The following is a 19444-nucleotide window of genomic DNA, read 5'->3' as shown; positions in this document are numbered from 1 at the left end:
CCGGAGCCCGCCGCCCATGGACATCCTCTACCAGATCCGCGCCCGTCAGGATTCCTTCAGCGCCGGCGAAGGCCGTATCGCCCGCCTGATGCTCGACGATGTCGGTTTCGCCGCCAGCGCCAGCCTCGAAGACCTCGCGCAACGCGCCGAAGTCAGCACCGCCACGCTGTCGCGTTTCGCCCGCACCGTCGGCTGTCGCGACCTGCGTGATCTGCGTCTGCAACTGGCTCAGGCCAGCGGCGTTGGCAGCCGCTTTCTCGACCCGGCGGGCACGCCTGAACAGTCGGCGTTCTACGGCCAGATCGTCGGCGACATAGAAACCACGCTGCGCCAGCATCTGGCCGATTTCGATGAGTCACGCTTCGCCGATGCGGTGAAATTGCTCGGCCAGGCACGGATGATTCACGCCTTCGGCATGGGCGGTTGCTCGACGCTTTGCAGTGATGAGTTGCAAGTGCGCCTGGTACGTCTCGGCTACCCGATTGCGGTGTGTCATGACGCGGTGATGATGCGCGTCACCGCCGCCAGCCTGAACGCCGAACAGGTGGTCATTGTCTGTTCGCTGACCGGCATCACCCCGGAATTGCTTGAGACTGTCGAACTGGCGCGCAACTACGGCGCACGCATTCTCGCCATCACCCGCGCCGACTCGCCGCTGGCGGAACTGGCCGAGATCGTCCTGCCGCTGCAAGGTGCGGAAACCTCCTTCATCTACAAACCGACGGCGGCGCGCTACGGCATGCTGCTCGCCATCGACGTGCTCGCCACCGAGCTGGCGCTGGCCAATCCTGAAGACAATCAAGAACGTCTGCGGCGGATCAAACTGGCGCTCGATGAATACCGTGGCGGCGACGATCACCTGCCGCTGGGAGACTGACATGTTGTACGACACCCTGATTCGCAATGCCCTGATCATCGACGGCAGCAACACGCCCGGCTACCAGGCCGACGTGGCCATCCGCGATGGCCGTATCGAGCGCATCGGCGATTTGTCCGACGCCACGGCGACCGAAGAAATCGACGCCGCCGGCCGCGTGCTGGCGCCGGGTTTTATCGACGTGCACACCCACGACGACACGGTGGTGATTCGTCAGCCAGAGATGCTGCCAAAACTCAGCCAAGGCGTGACCACAGTGATTGTCGGCAACTGCGGGATCAGCGCCTCGCCCGTCAGTTTGAAGGGCAATCCGCCGGATCCGATGAACCTGCTCGGTACAGCGGCGGCGTTCGTTTATCCCCGTTTCAGCGATTACCGCGCGGCAGTCGAAGCGGCGAACACCACGCTGAACGTCGCCGCACTGATCGGCCACACGGCGCTGCGCAGTAATCATCTGGATGACCTGTTCCGCACCGCGACCCCGGAAGAAGTCACTGCGATGCGCGAGCAATTGCGTGAAAGCCTTGAGGCCGGTGCGTTGGGTTTATCCACAGGTCTGGCGTACGCCAGCGCCTACAACGCCTCCACCGATGAAGTGATGCAACTGACCGAAGAACTGACGGCATTCGGCGCGGTGTACACCACGCATTTGCGCAGTGAATTCGCGCCGGTGCTGGAGGCGATGGACGAGGCGTTTCAGATTGGCCGTCACGCCAAATCGCCAGTGATCATTTCCCACCTCAAATGCGCCGGCGTGGGTAACTGGGGGCGCAGTCCGCAATTGCTCGCGTCGTTGGAAGAAGCCGCCAAAACTCACCCGGTCGGTTGCGATTGCTACCCATATGCGGCGAGTTCTTCGACGCTGGATTTGAAGCAGGTCACCGATGCGCATCGCATCACCATCACCTGGTCGACGCCGCACCCCGAGGTCAGCGGCCGCGACCTGATCGACATTGCCGCCGAATGGAGCATGCCGCTGCTCGACGCCGCCAAACGCCTGCAACCAGCGGGCGCGGTTTACTACGGCATGGATGAGGCGGATGTACGAAGGATCCTCGCCCATCCGTTATCGATGGTCGGGTCTGACGGACTGCCGGAAGACCCGTTCCCGCATCCACGCCTGTGGGGCGCTTTCCCACGGGTGTTGGGGCATTTCAGTCGTGATGTCGGATTGTTTCCGCTGCACACCGCCGTGCACAAGATGACCGGGTTGTCGGCGGCGCGATTTGGTTTGAAGGAAAGAGGTGAGATTCGTGAGGGATATTGGGCGGATCTGGTGTTGTTCGACCCGATGACTGTGCGTGATGTGGCCGACTTTCACGACCCGCAACGTGCGGCGTTGGGCATCGACGGTGTTTGGATCAACGGTGTTCTGAGCTATCGCGACGGGCAGGCGAATGGTTGCAGGGAAGGGCGGTTTCTCGCGCGCGATGGGAATTTACGCGACGGGTTTGAGTGATTCTGCTGACGTCAAAAGATCGCAGCCTTCGGCAGTTCCTACATGGGAATGCAACCTTCTGTAGGAGCTGCCGAAGGCTGCGATCTTTTGAACTGTGTCTCATAGTGGCACTGTGCGATTAAAGAAACGCCAGCCCAAGCCGAATTGCTGACATCCACCCCGTCTACACTGTGGGGCCAATCAGTCAGGGAGCACCCCATGAGCTTCGGCAAAACCACCCCGATCCTGCGGATCTTCGATGAAGCCAAAGCTGTCGAGTTTTACGTCGACTTCCTCGGTTTCAAGGTCGACTGGCAGCATCGCTTCGAGGCGAATTTTCCGTTGTATCTGCAGGTGTCACGTGGCGAGTGTGTGCTGCATTTGTCCGAGCATCATGGCGATGCGTGCCCGGGTTCGGCGCTGCGTATCGAGACCGATGAGCTGGAGGCGTTTCAGCAGCAGTTGGAGGCCAAGGATTACAAGTTCTCGCACCCGGGGATTCAGGCGATGCCTTGGGGGAGCCAGGACATGACCATCGTCGATCCGTTTGGCAATCGGTTGGTGTTTACCAACGCGATTTGTCTCTGAAGCGAAAAGCCCCTCACCCTAACCCTCTCCCAAAGGGAGAGGGGACTGACCGAGTTGTCTGACGCTATGCACCGACCTGAAAGATCTGCAGCGATTATGGATTCACGGCAGCACTTTCAGGTCGGCGTATCTAATCAATATCCCCCGTTCGGCCCCCTCTCCCTCCGGGAGAGGGCTGGGGTGAGGGGAAAATGGCACACCGCAAAAAGAAGCCCGCCACTCAACCATCACAGTTGGGATCGCGGGCTTTTTCGTTACTCGGTCGGCACTAACCTGTCCAACACGCGATTGACGGCCATTTCCGCCACCATCACCACTTGCGCAATACCCTGCAGTGTCTTGCGGTGTGTGCCTTCAACCTGCGCAGCATGGTTGTTGAGCATGACCGTCGCCGAACCCAGGGTTTCGCTGGCGTCGGCCAGCAGGGATTCGGTGTCGGCGTTGGGGTTGGCCATGTACAGCGTGTTGGGGGTGTAGGGCGTGGCCATGAGGTCGGCGTTCGTCGGACCGAGATAGTGGTCGAGCGCGCGCTCGGCGGCTTCGTGGAATTTCTTTGAATCGGCGGATTCGTAGGGGGAGGCCGGGTCGGTGACCGGCGGGTTTGGCGTTATCTTGAACATAGCTGTGTTCCCTTTGTTGAGCGGCCACCCTTTGGCTACTAAACGAAAGGGTGGCAGCTGTACGCAGGTTAGTAGACCGGGGAACTCAGCTAAGCCGGCGCGCCGAAGCGCCCTGCGTACAGCCACCATCAAGCTCAGATACGCGAGTACCTGTGATGAATGTACGACCAGCGGAGTTACCTCCGGGCTACTAAACCCGAACACTGGGAATCAGTGACCCGATTGAAGTTACGCAGCATGCTCAGGGCGCACAAGCCGGCGGATTCTGGTACATGCGTAGGCAGTGGCGCAAGGATTTGTAGGCTCTTGCGCGTAACACTGAGTGTCTTTAAACGGCGGTGGGTTGAGGGGTTTATTGCGCTACAGAGTTTGAGGATTTGCTTGTCGGATACCGGTGCGGCGACTGGCGTCATCGCGAGCAGGCTCACTCCTACAGGGGATTCTGCCGGACACGGAATCTGCGTTCACTGAAGATCAATGTAGGAGTGAGCCTGCTCGCGATGGGGCCAATCCAGTCACCCGCGATGCATCTGCCGAAACTCCCCCGGCGGCATCCCCCGCCGACTCTTGAACGTGCGATGAAACGACCTCGGTTCGGTAAACCCCAGATATTGCGCAATGTCCTGAATCGGCAGCGTACTGTTGAGCAAATAATGCTCAGCCAGTTCCTGACGCAAATCATCGAGAATCTGCTGATACGACGTCCCCGCCTGATGCAACTGCCGCTGCAACGTTCGCACCGACACGCTCAGCTGTTCGGCCACCTGCTCCTTGCGTGGCAAGCCTTCCTTGAGCAACTGCCGCAGAATGTTTTTCACCTGCTGCGCAAGCGACGCATCCTCCAGCGTCGCCATCAACCCCAACGCATGTTCTTCCAGGGTGCGCAGCAACTGCGCATCGGCCTGGCGCAACGGCAACTGCAAATACGCCAGCGGCACGACCAGCGCCGAATACGGCTGATCGAACAACACCGGGCAATCGAAAAACGCCTCGTACTGCGCCGACGTAGCCTCGGCGGGGCATGAATGTTCAAGCCAGACAGCGGCCGGCGACATCTGTGTATCGGCGATCCAGCGTGCATATTGCAGCCATGATCCCAGCACGTTCTCCACCAGATGCCGACGAATCCGCGGACGCTGATAACGACAGGTCCAGATCAGATGAACATGGCCATCCTGCACCTCGGCGCGACTGACGCCCATGTCGCCGACCAGTTTCTCGAACGGCATGATCCGGCTCATCGCATCACCCAGCGTCGCGCAGTTCATGGTGATGTAACCGAGCACGCTCCACGAATTGGGCAGGACGAAATTCGCCGCGTTAAGTCCGAACAACGGATCCCCCGAGTGCTCGCAAAAAAAATCCAGCAGCCGCTCATGCGCCTCACCGGGCAAACGCAGGGTGTTGTCGCTCAGCTGCTGCGCGTGCAAACCCGCCGCCGCCAACGCCGGCTCGATATCCATACCCAGTTGTTCGGCGTGGCGCAGGTATTTGAGCAGCGGCGGAACCGAGGTGAAGCCGAGCGATTGCATGATCCCATTCCTTTGATCAATGGCGGCGGAAGCGGACGAATAGCCTGAAAGGTAATTTGAAACCACGACTAAAGTAAATGGCTGACGCTTGCGCGACGTTTGACTCAATTGGCTACACGAACTGGCCGGATGCGACCGTGACACTTTGCGGCCGCTGGCTAGTATGGGGGCCTGAAATATCACTGATCTGACGGCAAAAAAGGACACACGCATGCGACGCTGGAACGGCTGGGGAGATGCAACCACGGTGGTCGAACTGCCGGCCCAGGGCGCGGAGTTTCTTCATGAGCGATTGGGCGAGGGTCGCGCGCTGCCCGATGCCACGCTTGAAGCGGCATTGGCCCGCGTGCCGGCCTCGCGATTGCCTGCGCACGCGTTGTACAGCGTCGATGCCCATGACCGCTTGCTGCATGCCCGGGGCCAGAGCCTGCCGGACTGGCTGGCGTTGCGCGAAGGTGTTTTGGGCAATTATCCCGATGCCGTGGCGTTTCCCGAGACCGCTGAACACATTCGCCAATTGCTGGCGCTGGCTCACGAGCAGGACCTGTGCCTGATCCCGTATGGCGGCGGCACATCGGTGGCCGGGCACATCAATCCGCCGGATTCGACGCGGCCAGTAGTGACAGTGTCACTGGCGCGAATGAATCGCCTGATCGACCTCGATGAACAGAGCCTGCTGGCAACGTTCGGCCCCGGTGCGAGTGGCCCGCAGGTGGAAAGTCAGTTGCGTGCGAAAGGCTACACGCTGGGGCATTTTCCGCAGTCGTGGGAGCTGTCGACGCTGGGCGGTTGGGTGGCCAGCCGTTCCAGCGGTCAGCAGTCGTTGCGCTATGGTCGGATTGAGCAATTGTTTGCGGGCGGAACCTTGGAAACCTTTGCCGGGCCTTTGGAAATTCCAACTTTCCCGGCTTCGGCTGCCGGCCCTGATCTGCGCGAAGTAGTGCTCGGTTGCGAGGGCCGTTTCGGGATTATTTCCGAGGTCAAGGTGCGGGTCAGCGCGCTACCTGCCGATGAACGTTTCTACGGTGTGTTTCTACCCGACTGGCCGCAGGCACTCAGCGCCATCCGCCAATTGGCTCAGGCGCGCGTACCGCTGTCGATGCTGCGATTATCCAACGCCGTGGAAACCGAAACACAACTGGCGCTGGCCGGTCATCCGCAACAAATCGCCTGGCTGGAAAAGTACCTGAAGCTAAGGGGAGCGGCAGAGGGCAAATGCCTGCTGACCTTCGGCGTCACCGGCAATCGTCGACAAAACGCACTGTCGCTGACCCAGGCGCGGCAACATCTGAAGGCCTTCGGCGGCGTATTCACCGGCACCCTGCTCGGCAAGAAATGGGCGCAGAACCGTTTCCGTTTCCCTTACCTGCGCGAGAACCTGTGGAACGCCGGTTACGTGGTCGACACCCTCGAAACTGCCACCGATTGGAGCAATGTCGACCACCTGCTCAACCTCATCGAAAACAGCCTGCGCGAGGCCTTGGCCGCCGAGGGCGAACGCGTGCATGTGTTCACCCATTTGTCCCATGTCTACGGTGAAGGTTCGAGCATCTACACCACTTACGTGTTTCGCCCGGCGGCTGACTATCCGGCGACGCTCGCGCGCTGGAAAGCGCTCAAACATGCGGCCAGCCAGACCATTGTCGACAACCACGGCACCATCAGTCACCAGCATGGCGTCGGCAAGGATCACGCACCGTACCTGTTGCGCGAGAAGGGCGCACTGGCGATGGATACTTTGCAGGCGTTGAGCAAACACTTCGATCCGGCCGGGCGCCTCAACCCCGGCACGCTGCTGCCGGAGTGACGGCCATGAGTCAGGACTGGAACGCCGCGTGGCGCCAGCAGATTTTGCCGACTCTGGCGGACGAAACCTGGGATCTGATCGTCATCGGTGGCGGCATTAGCGGCGCTGGCATCCTGCGTGAAGCAGCGCGTCGAGGCTGGCGCTGCCTGCTGCTGGAACAGCGCGACTTTGCCTGGGGCACCTCCAGTCGATCGTCGAAAATGGTCCATGGCGGCTTGCGTTACATCGCCAAGGGCCAGTGGCGTCTGACCCGCGATTCGGTGCGCGAACGTCAGCGCTTGCTCGACGAAGCGCCGGGGCTGGTCGAGCCGATGAGTTTCATGATGCCGCACTATCGCGGCGGCTTTCCCGGGCCTCGGGTGCTGGGTGGTTTGTTGAGCGTCTACGATGCTTTGGCCGGAAGGCGCAGCCATCGTTTTCATGATGCACAACAGCTTCGATATCTGGCGCCGGGCGTGAAGGAAAGTGATTTGCTCGGCGGCACCAGTTTTGTCGATGCGCTGACGGATGACGCGCGACTGGTGATGCGCGTGTTGAGCGAGGCGCGAGCGGATGGCGCGGTCGTGGTCAATGGCGTCCGCGTCGAGCATTTGCTGCGAGAAAACGGTCGAGTGTGCGGCGTTCAGATCGAAGACTGCGAGGCCGGCGCGACCCTGCAATTGCGCTGTGGCGTGCTCGCCGTGGCGACTGGCGCGTGGGCTGAACGCTTGCGGCCGACTGAGGCACCACGGCAATTGCGGCCGTTGCGTGGCAGTCATTTATTGCTGCCGGGTTGGCGTTTGCCGGTGGCGCAGGCGTTTACGTTTTTGCATGAACGCGACCGCCGTCCGGTGTTCGTTTTTCCGTGGGAGGCCGCGACGGTGGTCGGCACCACGGATCTCGATCATCGCGAAGATCTCGATCAGAGCGCGAGCATCAGCGGCGAAGAACTCGACTATCTGCTTGCCGCCTGCATGCAACAATTTCCCGGCGCAGAAGTGACGGCTAATGATGTGTTGTCGACATGGTCCGGGGTTCGTCCGGTGGTGGGCAGCGCGGCGGGCGATCATCAAGACAAACCGTCGAACGAAACCCGTGAACATGTGCTGTGGCAGGAGCCCGGTTGCGTGACCCTGGCCGGCGGCAAACTGACCACGTTTCGCCCGCAAGCCATCGAAGTGCTCAAGGCCTGCGCGGACATGCTCGATCGTCCCTTCGTCGATGACGCCGCGCCGGTGTTTGCTGCCGTACCTGCGCTGCCGATTGCAGAATTGAGCAACCATCAATGGCGACGCTTGGCCGGACGGCATGGCCGCAACCTGCCGAAGCTGGCGCAGCTGATCAAAGACATCGGCCACGAAACGGTCGGCGCCACGGACACCTTGTGGGCGGAACTGGCCTTCGCCTGCGAAGCGGAAATGGTTCTGCACCTCGACGATCTGCTGTTGCGCCGCACGCGTCTTGGCCTGCTGCTGCCTCACGGTGGCGAAGATTATTTCACCGCAATCCGTAAACTCTGCCAGCCACGACTGGGCTGGAGCGACGAATACTGGCAGCAAGAAATTCAGCGTTATCGGGCGTTGTGGCAACGCCATCACGGTTTGCCGGATGCCACGCCTTGATGCCCCTTGAAGAGAGCTCCATGGATAACCACCCGAACAAGCGTTACCTGCTGGCCATCGACAACGGCACCCAGAGCGTGCGTGCGTTGCTCTTCGATTTGCAGGGCAATCTGCTCGGCAAAGGCAAGGTCGAACTGCAGGCGTATTACTCGACGCAACCGGGCTGGGCCGAGCAGGATCCGGAGTATTACTGGGCGAAATTGGGCGAGGCATGTCAGCAGGTCTGGGCACAGACCGGGATTGATCGCTCGCAGATTGCCGGGGTGTCGCTGACCACGCAGCGCGGCACGGTGATCAACGTCGATGCTGAGGGCAAGTCATTACGTCCGGCGATTCTGTGGCTCGATCAACGTCAGAACGAAGTCGAAGGCGGGATCAAAGGGCCGTGGGGCTGGCTGTTCAAACTGGTCGGCGCGCAGGGCACTGTGGATTATTTTCGTGCCCAGGCTGAGGCGAACTGGATCGCTCAGCATCAGCCTGAGGTGTGGGCGGCGACGGACAAGTTTTTACTGCTCTCGGGGTTTCTCACCCATCGACTGTGCGGGCGCTTTGTCGACTCGGTGGGTTGTTGCGTTGGCTACCTGCCGTTCGACTTCAAACGGCTGAAATGGGCCGCGCCGAGTGACTGGAAATGGCAGGCTCTGGCGGTGCGCCCCGAGCAATTGCCGAGCCTGCACAAACCCGGTGAAACCCTCGGCTACATCACCGCCGAGGCCGCTCGCCATACGGGCATTCCCGAAGGCTTGCCGCTGATTGCTGCCGGCGCCGACAAAGCGTGCGAAGTGGTCGGTGCCGGCGTGGTCGATGCGAGCACGGTGTGCCTGTCTTACGGCACCACGGCAACGATCACCAGCACCCGCTCGCGCTATCTGGAAATCGTCCCGTTGATTCCGCCGTACCCCTCGGCAGTGCCGGATCAGTACAACTGCGAGGTGATGATTTATCGCGGTTACTGGATGGTCAGCTGGTTCAAAAACGAGTTCGGCTTGCGCGAGATGCAGCAGGCCAAAGAGCAGGGTATCGAGCCGGAGCAGTTGTTCGATGCGCTGGTCGATGCGGTGCCACCAGGGTCAATGGGCTTGATGCTGCAACCGTATTGGTCACCGGGGATTCGCGAGCCGGGCGTGGAAGCGAAGGGCGCGATGATCGGCTTCGGCGATGTGCACACCCGCGCGCATATTTACCGGGCGATTCTTGAAGGGCTGGCGTATGCGTTGCGTCAGGGCATGGAGAATATCGAGCGGCGTTCAAAGGTTTCGGTGAAGCGCCTGCGCGTGGCCGGTGGCGGTTCGCAGAGTGATGCGGCGATGCAGCTCACGGCGAATATCTTCGGCCTGCCGGCGGAGCGTCCGCATGTGTATGAAGCGTCTGGCCTGGGCGCGGCGATCTGCTGTGCGGTGGGGTTGGGGTTGCATGTGGATTTCCCCACGGCCATCGCGGCAATGACCCGAGTAGGCGCGGTCTTCCACCCCCAACCCGAGGCACAAAAAATCTACGAGCAACTGTACAAAGACGTCTACCTGCGCATGTACCGCCAACTCAAACCGCTGTACCAAAGCATCCGCAAAATCACCGGTTACCCCGCCTAAAAAGAACACCACAAATCCCCTGTAGGAGCTGCCGAAGGCTGCGATCTTTTGATCTTGTTTTTCAAGATCAACGTCAAAAGATCGCAGCCTTCGGCAGCTCCTACAGGGGCCGTATTGCGACTCGATGTGGCGCCATCGGAGAACTTTTCTGGTGAGATCGGACAGTGTCACCAGCGGGGACGGTTGTTAGGCTCATCCCCCACGGCACTTCCAATAAGAACCAAAAGCAATGAAGCTGACCTTCCTCCTGTTGCTGCTTTGTGCAACGGCCCCGAGCGCTTGGGGCTGGTCGAACCATACGGTCGGCAGCTATCTGGCGTTGCAGGATCTGCCGGCGTTGCGTGATGCGCCACCGGTTGAAGTCGAGCCGCTGGAGCAGTTTCTCACTGAGCAATACCCGGCCGTGCTGGCGCTGTTGGAGCAGCAGGAAACCTTCGCCCGCGAGCACTTCGCGCAATACCCACCACGCCCCGATAACCTGAAATTGCCAGCGGTACCCAGTGACAATCTGCGCCACGACTTCCTCACGGCACTGCGCATCAATCCCGATATACATCTGGCGATGGTCATCCAGCCATTGCCCGGCAAAGATCTGCCAGAGCGAGCACATCTGCAAGCCGATCAAGTTATGGTCGGACAAACCCTGTCACCGTGGAATCGCCAGCGTTTCATCGTTGTCGCCGAGCACGAAAAAGTCGCGCCTCTCGCGGTGCTCGCCAGCGCCGCCGACGAACCGGATTACGGCCACGACATCAACTTGTTCAGCGACAACCCCGGCGATGTCGGCGCGCGCTACGGCTTCGGTCCGCAACCGTTCGGCGACGCCCGCTTTCAATACAGCTCGCAAGCGCCGTTCCACATGGGCTTCTTCCATGAAAGCGCAGTGGTCTACGCCGCTGCCGGTTTCCTCGAACGCAGTTGGCCGGACTGGCGCGCATATCAATACATGGGCCTGGCGCGATTGGCGTTTGCCAGCGGTCATCCGTACTGGGGCTATCGTTTTCTTGGCTGGGGCCTGCACCACATTCAGGACCTGACCCAGCCTTATCACGCCAAGCCGTTGCCGGGCGTCGACCTCGCCAGTCTTTTGTTACTGGAAGGCAAGGCCATCGCCGGTTTCGCTGCCGACAAACAAGCCTCCATCGAGCGCGTCGCCACACGGCATATGGAAGTGGAGAAGTACCAGTCGACCTGGCTGCGCCGCGTGCTGCGTGCCGGTCAGCCGCATCCGATGCTCGCGGCTTACGCCGATGTGGCTCAGGACAAAAGCTACCCACCGTACTCGGTCGACTACCTGCGCGAAGTGGTCAGTGCCGAATCGGTCAACGACTCCGCAGCGTTCGACGAGGCCATCGGGCAGTGGCTGGAAACGGCGCCCGTCAGCGGTGATTTCAGCAGCGGCAATCAACTTCATAGCGAAGATTTCGACCACCCGGCACTCAACCAGCAGTTGTTCAAGTTGCTGGGACATTTCGGCGCGCACAGCCGGATTTACGTCAGCGCCGGATTGGCGCCGTAACGCAGCAACGCACACCACAACAATAAAAAACAGGGAAGGAGGAACACATGATCAACTCTCGATTGCGCCTGACGGGCGCGGCGCTCCCCGGTGTCGGCCTGGCCGGGCTGCTGCAGTTGTGCGCAGTCGATGCGGCGCACGCGGTGGAGTTCAGCCTGATGGACAAGCAGGTCACCGGCTCCCTCGACACGACCTTGTCCTACGGCCGTTTATGGCGGGTGCAGGGCCGCGATAAAACCAACGACGATGTCAACACCAACGACGGCAATCGCAACTTCGACACCGGGCTGGTTTCCGAGGTGTACAAGATCACCTCCGAGCTTGAAGCCAACTATCAGAATTACGGTTTGTTTGTGCGCGGCACCGCGTTCTACGACACGCAACTGATGGACAAGCGCAACGACTACTACGACAACAACAGCCCGTCGCAGCCGAGCCAGAGCTATCCGCAGGACGATCATTTCACCAGCCAGACCCGCGACATCGCCGGCAGCCGCATCGAGATGCTCGACGCCTATGTGCATGGCAGTTGGGACGTCGCGCAGATGCCGGTGACGGCGCGTGTCGGCCGTCAGGTGTTCAACTGGGGCGAGGGCATTTTCTATCGCGGCGGGATCAACACCACCAACCCGGTGGACGCCGCCAAGTACCGCTTGCCCGGCGCCGAAGTCAAGGAAGTGCTGGTGCCGGTCGAGGCGCTGAGCTTCAACATCGGCCTGACCGATTCGCTGACCATGGAGAGTTTTTACCAGACCAACTGGAAGGAAACCCGTATCGATCCGGTCGGCACCTTCTACTCGCAAACCGACCTGTTCGCCGACGGCGGCAACACCGGTTACAACAACTTCAGCGGCACAGCGCTTGATACGCCAGTGCCGGGGTTTGGCAACGTCATCGGTTTGTACAGCGCACTCGGCAACAACCCGTTGCTGAACTCCGCCCTGCAAAGCACAGGGCTGTACGCCAACGGCGTCACTCCGGCCTACGGCAACACACTGAAAGTGGCGAGCATCGGCAAGGACTACAACGCGCGCAACGATGGCCAGTTCGGCTTTGCCTTTCGCTACATCGCCGAACAGCTGAACAGCACCGAGTTCGGCTTGTACATGGTCAATTACCACGCCAAGGAACCGACCATCGCGGCGGATCTGGGCGGGTACAAAGGCATCGACATGGATGCGCTGACCAATCTGTTGTCCGGTGTCGCCGGCAGTCAGGCCGGGGCGTTGGCCAATGGGTTGGCGACTGCCGACGTGATGGGCAATATCCAGGCGCATCGGCGTTACGCCGAAGATATTCGCATGTACGGCTTCAGCTTCAACACCACGTTGGGTGAGGCGTCGGTATTCGGTGAAATCGCTTATCGGCCGAACCTGCCGATCGGCGTTGCGGCCACCAATGATCTGATCGGTGACCTAGCCAACGGCGCAGCGGCAGCGGTGACCGGCAAGTCGATCAACGTCGGCGGGCAGATGGTGACGCTCGACAGCCAGATCAATAACGCCGAGCGTGTGGAAGCGTTCAACACCTCGCTGGGGACCATTTACAACTTCGGCCCCACGGCTTCGTTCGACTCGCTGTTCGGCATCTTCGAACTGGCCTCCGAACACCTGCGCGGCAGTAGTCTGCAGTACACCGCATATGACGGCAGTCGTCGTTTTTACGCGGGCACCGGTAACTATTCCTATGTATCCGGCGGTGATCGCGACGATCAGGTCAACCGCAATTCCTACAGTTACACGGCGATGCTCAATGGCACCTGGAACGATGTGTATGCCGGGGTCAACGTCTCGCCTTACGTCGTTTACAAGGACGATTTCGAGGGCAACAGCTATCAGGCCGGCAACACCATCGAAGGTCGCAAGGCCTACACGCTGGGGATCAAGGCCAACTACCAGAACAAGCTCGAAGCGGAACTGCAATACACCGAGTTCTACGGCGGCGGGCAAAACAACGGCATTCGCGACCGCGATAACGTCGGGTTCAACCTCAAGTATTTCCTTTGATACCCAGACCACAGGCGCACCCCTTGTAGGAGTGAGCCTGCTCGCGATAGCGGATTTTCAGTCGCTGTAGGTGTTGTCTGACACACCGCTATCGCGAGCAGGCTCACTCCTACAGGGGATTTACGGTGATTTGCAGACCTCACTCCCGTTTCGGAGATCGATCATGTTTCACACTTCAAGATTGACCAAGGCTTCGCTAGGGCTTGTTTTAGGCCTGGCCGCAGGCACCGCCCTGGCAGCCATCACCCCACAACAAGCCGAACAACTGAAAACCACCCTGACCCCCATGGGCGCCGAACGCGCGGGCAACGCTGCCGGCACGATTCCCGCATGGACCGGCGGCATCACTCAAGCCCCGGCCGGCTATAAACCGGGTCAGCATCACCCCGATCCATTTGCCGCCGACAAACCGCTGTTCACCATCACCAAAGCCAATCTCGACCAGTACAAAGCCCACCTCAGCCCCGGCCAGATCGCTCTGTTCAACAGCTACCCCGACACCTTCCAGATGCCGATCTACCCATCCCGCCGCTCCGGTTCGGCACCGCAATGGCTGTACGAAAACACCTTGAAAAACGCCACTTCGGCCAAGTTGCTCGAAGGCGGCAGCGGTTTCTCCGATGCCTACGGCGGCGTGCCGTTCCCCGTGCCTAAGGACGGCGTTGAAGTGCTGTGGAACCACATCACCCGCTATCGCGGCATCTACGTCGTGCGCCGCGCCTCCGAAGCGCCAGTCCAGCGCAACGGCAGCTTCGCGCTGGTGACCTCGCAGCAGGAAGCGCTGTTCAACTACTACCGCCCGAACGGCCAGTTCGCCGACCTGAAGAACATCCTGTTCTACTACCTCGCCTTCGTGAAAAGTCCGGCGCGACTGGCCGGTGGCGCAGCACTCGTGCACGAAACCCTCGATCAACTCAAGGATGCACGTCAGGCCTGGATCTACGACGCCGGCCAACGCCGCGTGCGCCGCGCCCCGAACCTCGCCTACGACACGCCGATCGCTTCATCCGATGGCCTGCGCACCGCCGACGACACCGACCTGTTCAACGGCTCGCCGGACCGCTACGACTGGAAGCTCAAGGGCAAACAGGAAATCTACATCCCCTACAACAACTACAAAGTCGGCAGCCCCAACGTGAAATACGCGCAACTGCTCACCCCCGGCCACCTCAACCCGCAATACACCCGCTACGAACTGCACCGCGTGTGGGTGGTGGAGGGCAACCTGAAACCGGGCTCGCGGCACATCTATTCCAAGCGTGTGCTGTTTCTCGATGAAGACAGCTGGGGCGCGGCACTGGTCGATCAGTACGATGGGCGAGGGGAGTTGTGGCGAGTGTCGATGGCCTATCTGAAGAACTTCTACGATCTGCCCACCACGTGGAGTGCGCTGGATGTTTTCCATGATTTGCAGGCGCGGCGTTACTACGTGCAGAACCTTGATAACGAAGAAGCGGAGACGGTGGATTTCGCACAACCGGTGCCGGAGGATGCGTATTTTATGCCGTCGGCGTTGCGGCAGCGTGGGACGCGGTAAGTGATTGCGCTGGCTGTTCTTGGGCGGATGGATGTTAGTCTCGATCAATGATTTTTAGTTGATAGCAGGAGTCATCATGGCCAGCATCACAATTCGAAATATTGATGGTCCGCTCATGGATCAGTTACGGATTAACGCGGCCCAGAACGGAAATTCCATCGAGGAAGAAGCTCGCATGATTCTGGGGCGAGCATTGATTAGAAGGGATAGCGCTGGAGGCTTGGGTAGCCGGATTCGCCAGCGCTTTTCCTCGGTCGGAGGGATCGACCTTGCTTTGCCTTCACGGCAGGAAAAAGACAGGGTTATGGATTTTCCAGATTGCTGATGCTCGAAATGCGCACGCGCTGAAGAATACTTTCATGTAGGAGCTGCCGAAGGCTGCGATCTTTTGATCTGGCTTCTGATTTGTTCAAAAGCGAAGATCAAAAGATCGCAGCCTGCGGCAGCTCCTACATTATTAGGCGGAGTTTTTTCCGGGACATCGGGGTGATGGGGCGGACGCAATCGCGAGCAGGCTCACTCCTACAGGGGATTGGCGTCGTTCACATAATCTGTGATCAACACCATTTCTTGTAGGCCTTCGCCTGCTCGCGATTCGGTTGTAGCTTCAGCGCGAAATCAGGATCAAACGCGGAAGTGGCTGACCATCTGCTGCAACTGACCACCCAAACGTGCCAGTTCAACACTCGATGCCGCCGTCTCATCACTCGCCGCAGCGGTCTGTTCCGACACGTCGCGTACGTTGATGATGCTGCGGCTGATCTCTTCAGCCACCGCGCTCTGCTGTTCGGCAGCAGCAGCGATCTGCTGGTTCATCGACTGAATGTTCGACACCGTACGGGTGATGTTTTCCAGCGATGCGCCAGCCTTGCGCGTCAGGGCGACGCTGCTGTCGGTTAGCGCGCGGCTGTTGCTCATTACCGCCGAGACTTGCTGGGTGCCGTTCTGCAGACCAGCGACCAGGCCTTCGATTTCCTCGGTGGATTTCTGCGTACGCTGAGCCAGGCCACGAACTTCATCAGCGACCACGGCAAAACCACGACCGGCTTCACCGGCACGCGCGGCTTCGATTGCAGCGTTGAGGGCCAGCAGGTTGGTCTGCTCGGCAACAGCCTTGATCACGTCCATGACGCTGCCGATCTTGTCGCTTTCCTGTTGCAGCACGCTCATCGCTTCGGTGGAACGCACCACTTCGCTAGCCAGACGTTCGATCTGCGCGATGGCTTCGTTGACCACTTTGTCGCCTTCACGGGCTTCGCCGTCAGCGGCGGCAGCGGCTTGCGAGGCTTCTTCGGCGTTGCGCGCGACTTCCTGCACGGTGGCAGTCATTTCGTGCATGGCAGTGGCGACCTGGTCGGTCTCGATTTTCTGGCTGTTCACACCGGCGCTGGTCTGCTCGGTCACGGCCGACAGTTCTTCAGCAGCGCTGGCGATCTGGGTGACGCCGTCGCGGATGCCGCTGATCAAGTCACGCAGGGTCACGCCCATGCGCGCGATGCCTTGTTGCAGTACGCCAAGTTCGTCACGGCGGGTGACGGTGACGTTCTGGGTCAGGTCGCCGCTGGCGATGCGCTCGACCACGGCCAGAGTTTCTTGCAGCGGCCGGGTGATCTGACGGGTGATGATCACCGCAGCAATCACGCCAACCAGCAATGCCAGCAAGGTGCTGATCAGTTGGAAGGTACGCGCCTGGGCACTTTCGATGTCGCGACGGTCGAGTTGGATCTGATACAGCTGCTCGCTCGTAGTGACGATGGCGGCACCTTGATCAGTCATTTCCTTACGGGCCTGCACGGCGTCAGTGTTGGCGTTTTTATAGGCCATCAATGCGCTGCGGTAGTTAACCAGTGCAGTTTCCAGCTGACGCAGGGCGTCTTGCTGAGAATCAGCAAAATGCACGTTCAGTTGTTTGAGGCTGGCGATCGCGATATCCAGTTGGCCGACGGCTTTCTGTTCGGTTTCGGCGTTGGTGGTGGCGGTGTAACCGCGCACTTCGTAACGCGCGAGGATAAACGCTTCCTTGGCGGCGGTGATCGCCTGGAACTGTTCGAAACGCTGCTCGCTCATGTCCATCTGTTGCACGCGTTTGCTGATCGATTCGATCTGGTTGTACGCGGTCTCGGCACTCACGCTCATGCTGTCGCGGGCGCTGTTGCCGGTGCGGTAGGCGTTGCGCATTTTGTTCAGCGAGGTCTGGTATTCAGCGATGGTCGCGGCCTGCTCCTTGAGCAGTTTGACGTTTTCCGGGCTCTTGAAGCTATTGATCAGCTTCTGTTGTTGCGCGGCGAAGCTTTCCAGGGTGGTCTGCACATTCTGCGCGGCGGTTTCATCGCCATTGGTCAGCATGTATTGCAGGCGCACCACGCGCAGTTTGGTCAGACCGGCATTAAGCTGGGTGATGTCGCTCATCCAGTTGCTGCGGTCGATCAGGCCACCGAGGCTGGTCCAGCCCGTCAGGGCCAGCACGCAGGTCAGGGCCAGCACCAGGCCGAAGCCCAGGCCCAGTTTCATGTTCACGCTGATGTTGCCGAACCAGCTATTCATCAAAAATCCTCCAGAAACGTTGGGTTTCTTGTCGTCGGTTAGGCTGGAAGATTGTTGTTTTTTTGAGCCAGCAAGGGTGTTAGCAGGTTTGTATCGGCCGCAAATCCGAGAGCTGAAAGGTTTTTGTCCGACAGAATTTGTAACAAGCCCGTCCAAGACTTTTTTCACATGGGTTTCACTGGCTGCCCACGCGCGCCTCTGTACCTTCGCCGCATCGAATGAACCCGTGATGCAGAGTGGCGAGGCAGTTTTTGTGGAATTGAGACTGAGTCTGTTCGGCGTCAAACGCTCGATCGATCTGAGCTTTGTGGCGCGTTTTCGCAACACCTGGGTGGTGTTGGCGGCATCGGTATTGGTGATCCCGCTGACCCTGTGGTTACTGGCGCCGGCGGCGGTGCCGGATCTCGCGCATGGCAATGTCGCCGGTGCGCAGGCGTTGGCAGCCGGTTGGGCAAAGGGCGAGATGATCGTGCTGGTGCGTCATGTCGAACGCTGCGATCACTCCAAAGCGGCGTGCCTGAGTGGCAATGACGGCATCACCGATCGCTCGCGCGGTGTCGCGGTGGCGGTCGGTGCAAGGTTCGAGCAACTGGGCCTGAACAACGCCGACATCTATAACAGCCCGTCGATGCGCACGGTGCAGACCGCCGGCTACATGTTCAACCATGCCGCCAGCGGTGACGACTGGCTGATCAACTGCCGGGGCCGCATGTTGCAGGACGCGTTGGCCCACAAGGTTCCCGGTCGCAATCTGGTCCTGGTGACCCACAGCGAATGCATGGCGCAAATCGAGAAAGACCTCAAAGTGCCAGCCTCGGACATGGGTTATGGCTCGTCATTGTTTGTTTCCGCTGCCAGTCCGGCGGCTCCCAAGATGCTCGGCTTTATTGACGCCTCCGACTGGCGCACGGTGACCACCCGATGAAATCCCGTTTCTACGCTTACAACTTCGGCATTCCATTGGCCTGCGCGATGCTGGTGTTCCTGATGTTCGACATGACCAGAATCGACATCGCCTTCAGCAACCTGCTGTTCGATCCGCTGACCCAGACCTTCCCGCTCGACAAAATCCACTTTTTTGAAAAGCTCACCCACAAATGGGCGCGGATCATTCCGAACTGGACGGCGGAAATCGCCCTGATCGGCGCGCTGCTGTCGGTGGTCTGGCCATTGGTCAATCCGCAGAAACGTCCGCGACTCGGTGCAATGCTGGAGCGCAGCAAAGTCGCGCCGGTGCTGCGATTTGCCGCTGATCACCGTAGGGATTTTCTGTTTGTGGTGGTCGCATTCGCGGTATGCACCGGGGTGATTCACTTCCTCAAGTCCCACACCAGCGTTTACTGCCCGATCGAGACCACGCTGTACGGCGGCAAAATGGCTCACGTTGAGTGGTACAGCAACTTTCAACTGTTCCACGAAGCCGGTAGTGGCCGGTGCTGGCCGGGTGGTCATGCGTCGGGTGGCTTTACCATGCTGGCCTTGTATTTCGTGGCGCGGCGCTATCAATGGCGTTTTTCCAGTGCAATCTTGTGGGGTTCGCTGCTGTTGGGGTTCGTTTACGGCACAACCCGCGTCCTGCAGGGCTGGCATTACATGTCCCACACGTTCTGGGCCGGAATCTTCGTCTGGCTGGCCTGTTTACTGACGGCGTTGGCGTTTTACGGACGCGCGCGGCTGGATCTACCGGTGCTGGGCAAGCTTGAGCAGAAAGCTTTCAGTGCTCAGCCAGAGCTTTCTCTCTGAGCCTGTTCAGATGAAGTGAAAAACCCGCCATCACGGCGGGTTT

General features: G+C 60.0%; 15 protein-coding genes and 1 pseudogene. 12 read left to right on the top strand and 4 right to left on the bottom strand.

Annotated elements, in window-relative coordinates; genetic code table 11:
- Positions 1-16: 16 nt before the first annotated feature.
- The 3 genes from FGA82_RS16360 (at position 17) to FGA82_RS16350 (ending at position 2903) form a co-directional block, all read left to right on the top strand.
- Positions 17-877, top strand: a complete 861-nt coding sequence (locus FGA82_RS16360) for a MurR/RpiR family transcriptional regulator (protein ID WP_141127839.1) — start codon at positions 17-19, stop codon at positions 875-877.
- A gap of 1 nt (position 878) precedes the next feature.
- The gene (locus FGA82_RS16355; RefSeq protein ID WP_141127838.1) at positions 879-2336 is read left to right on the top strand and encodes an N-acyl-D-amino-acid deacylase family protein; all 1458 of its coding nucleotides are present in this window, start codon (positions 879-881) and stop codon (positions 2334-2336) included.
- Positions 2337-2534: 198 nt separating this feature from the next.
- Positions 2535-2903 (top strand): glyoxalase superfamily protein, encoded by a 369-nt coding sequence (locus FGA82_RS16350; protein ID WP_141127837.1) that lies wholly within the window; start codon positions 2535-2537, stop codon positions 2901-2903.
- Positions 2904-3157: 254 nt separating this feature from the next.
- Here FGA82_RS16350 and FGA82_RS16345 read toward each other — a convergent pair whose 3' ends face one another.
- Both FGA82_RS16345 and gliR read right to left on the bottom strand, forming a co-directional pair.
- Positions 3158-3523, bottom strand: a complete 366-nt coding sequence (locus tag FGA82_RS16345) for a DUF6124 family protein (RefSeq protein WP_095119566.1) — start codon at positions 3521-3523, stop codon at positions 3158-3160.
- A gap of 515 nt (positions 3524-4038) precedes the next feature.
- Entirely contained in the window at positions 4039-5055 is a 1017-nt protein-coding gene (gene gliR, locus FGA82_RS16340) for an AraC family transcriptional regulator GliR (protein WP_141127836.1), read from the bottom strand.
- A gap of 211 nt (positions 5056-5266) precedes the next feature.
- Here gliR and FGA82_RS16335 point away from each other — a divergent pair, with 211 nt between their 5' ends.
- The 7 genes from FGA82_RS16335 (at position 5267) to FGA82_RS16300 (ending at position 15439) form a co-directional block, all read left to right on the top strand.
- Positions 5267-6862 (top strand): FAD-binding oxidoreductase, encoded by a 1596-nt coding sequence (locus FGA82_RS16335; RefSeq protein ID WP_141127835.1) that lies wholly within the window; start codon positions 5267-5269, stop codon positions 6860-6862.
- Between the two features lie 5 nt (positions 6863-6867).
- Positions 6868-8463, top strand: a complete 1596-nt coding sequence (locus FGA82_RS16330) for a glycerol-3-phosphate dehydrogenase/oxidase (protein WP_141127834.1) — start codon at positions 6868-6870, stop codon at positions 8461-8463.
- A 20-nt stretch (positions 8464-8483) separates the two neighbouring features.
- Positions 8484-10052 carry an FGGY-family carbohydrate kinase gene (locus FGA82_RS16325; protein WP_141127833.1) on the top strand — a complete coding sequence of 523 codons (1569 nt, stop codon included), beginning with the start codon at positions 8484-8486 and terminating at the stop codon, positions 10050-10052.
- 229 nt (positions 10053-10281) lie between these two features.
- On the top strand, positions 10282-11571 hold the full coding sequence (locus FGA82_RS16315) for a phospholipase (RefSeq protein ID WP_141127832.1): 1290 nt from the start codon (positions 10282-10284) through the stop codon (positions 11569-11571).
- A gap of 47 nt (positions 11572-11618) precedes the next feature.
- Entirely contained in the window at positions 11619-13577 is a 1959-nt protein-coding gene (locus tag FGA82_RS16310) for a DUF1302 domain-containing protein (protein ID WP_141127831.1), read from the top strand.
- A gap of 163 nt (positions 13578-13740) precedes the next feature.
- Positions 13741-15114 (top strand): DUF1329 domain-containing protein, encoded by a 1374-nt coding sequence (locus FGA82_RS16305; protein WP_141127830.1) that lies wholly within the window; start codon positions 13741-13743, stop codon positions 15112-15114.
- Between the two features lie 76 nt (positions 15115-15190).
- Positions 15191-15439 carry a FitA-like ribbon-helix-helix domain-containing protein gene (locus tag FGA82_RS16300; protein ID WP_141127829.1) on the top strand — a complete coding sequence of 83 codons (249 nt, stop codon included), beginning with the start codon at positions 15191-15193 and terminating at the stop codon, positions 15437-15439.
- 299 nt (positions 15440-15738) lie between these two features.
- Here the strand turns inward: FGA82_RS16300 and FGA82_RS32920 are convergent, their stop codons facing one another.
- Both FGA82_RS32920 and FGA82_RS32915 read right to left on the bottom strand, forming a co-directional pair.
- Positions 15739-16452, bottom strand: coding sequence for a methyl-accepting chemotaxis protein (locus FGA82_RS32920; protein WP_371042694.1), 714 nt, complete (start codon positions 16450-16452; stop codon positions 15739-15741).
- A 144-nt stretch (positions 16453-16596) separates the two neighbouring features.
- A pseudogene (locus FGA82_RS32915) lies at positions 16597-17523 on the bottom strand (methyl-accepting chemotaxis protein); the annotation flags it as partial.
- A 388-nt stretch (positions 17524-17911) separates the two neighbouring features.
- Here FGA82_RS32915 and FGA82_RS16290 point away from each other — a divergent pair.
- Together FGA82_RS16290 and FGA82_RS16285 are read left to right on the top strand one after the other, a co-directional pair.
- Positions 17912-18583 carry a histidine phosphatase family protein gene (locus FGA82_RS16290; RefSeq protein ID WP_171057295.1) on the top strand — a complete coding sequence of 224 codons (672 nt, stop codon included), beginning with the start codon at positions 17912-17914 and terminating at the stop codon, positions 18581-18583.
- Positions 18580-19401, top strand: coding sequence for a phosphatase PAP2 family protein (locus FGA82_RS16285; protein ID WP_141127826.1), 822 nt, complete (start codon positions 18580-18582; stop codon positions 19399-19401). Before FGA82_RS16290 ends, FGA82_RS16285 begins: the two co-directional genes overlap by 4 nt.
- Positions 19402-19444: the final 43 nt, after the last annotated feature.

It is taken from the genome of Pseudomonas fluorescens (genome assembly GCF_005938625.1).
Classification (GTDB): domain Bacteria; phylum Pseudomonadota; class Gammaproteobacteria; order Pseudomonadales; family Pseudomonadaceae; genus Aquipseudomonas; species Aquipseudomonas fluorescens_BD.
Note: the sequence above shows the minus strand (reverse complement) of the source record. Positions and strands in the feature narration are given on the sequence as shown.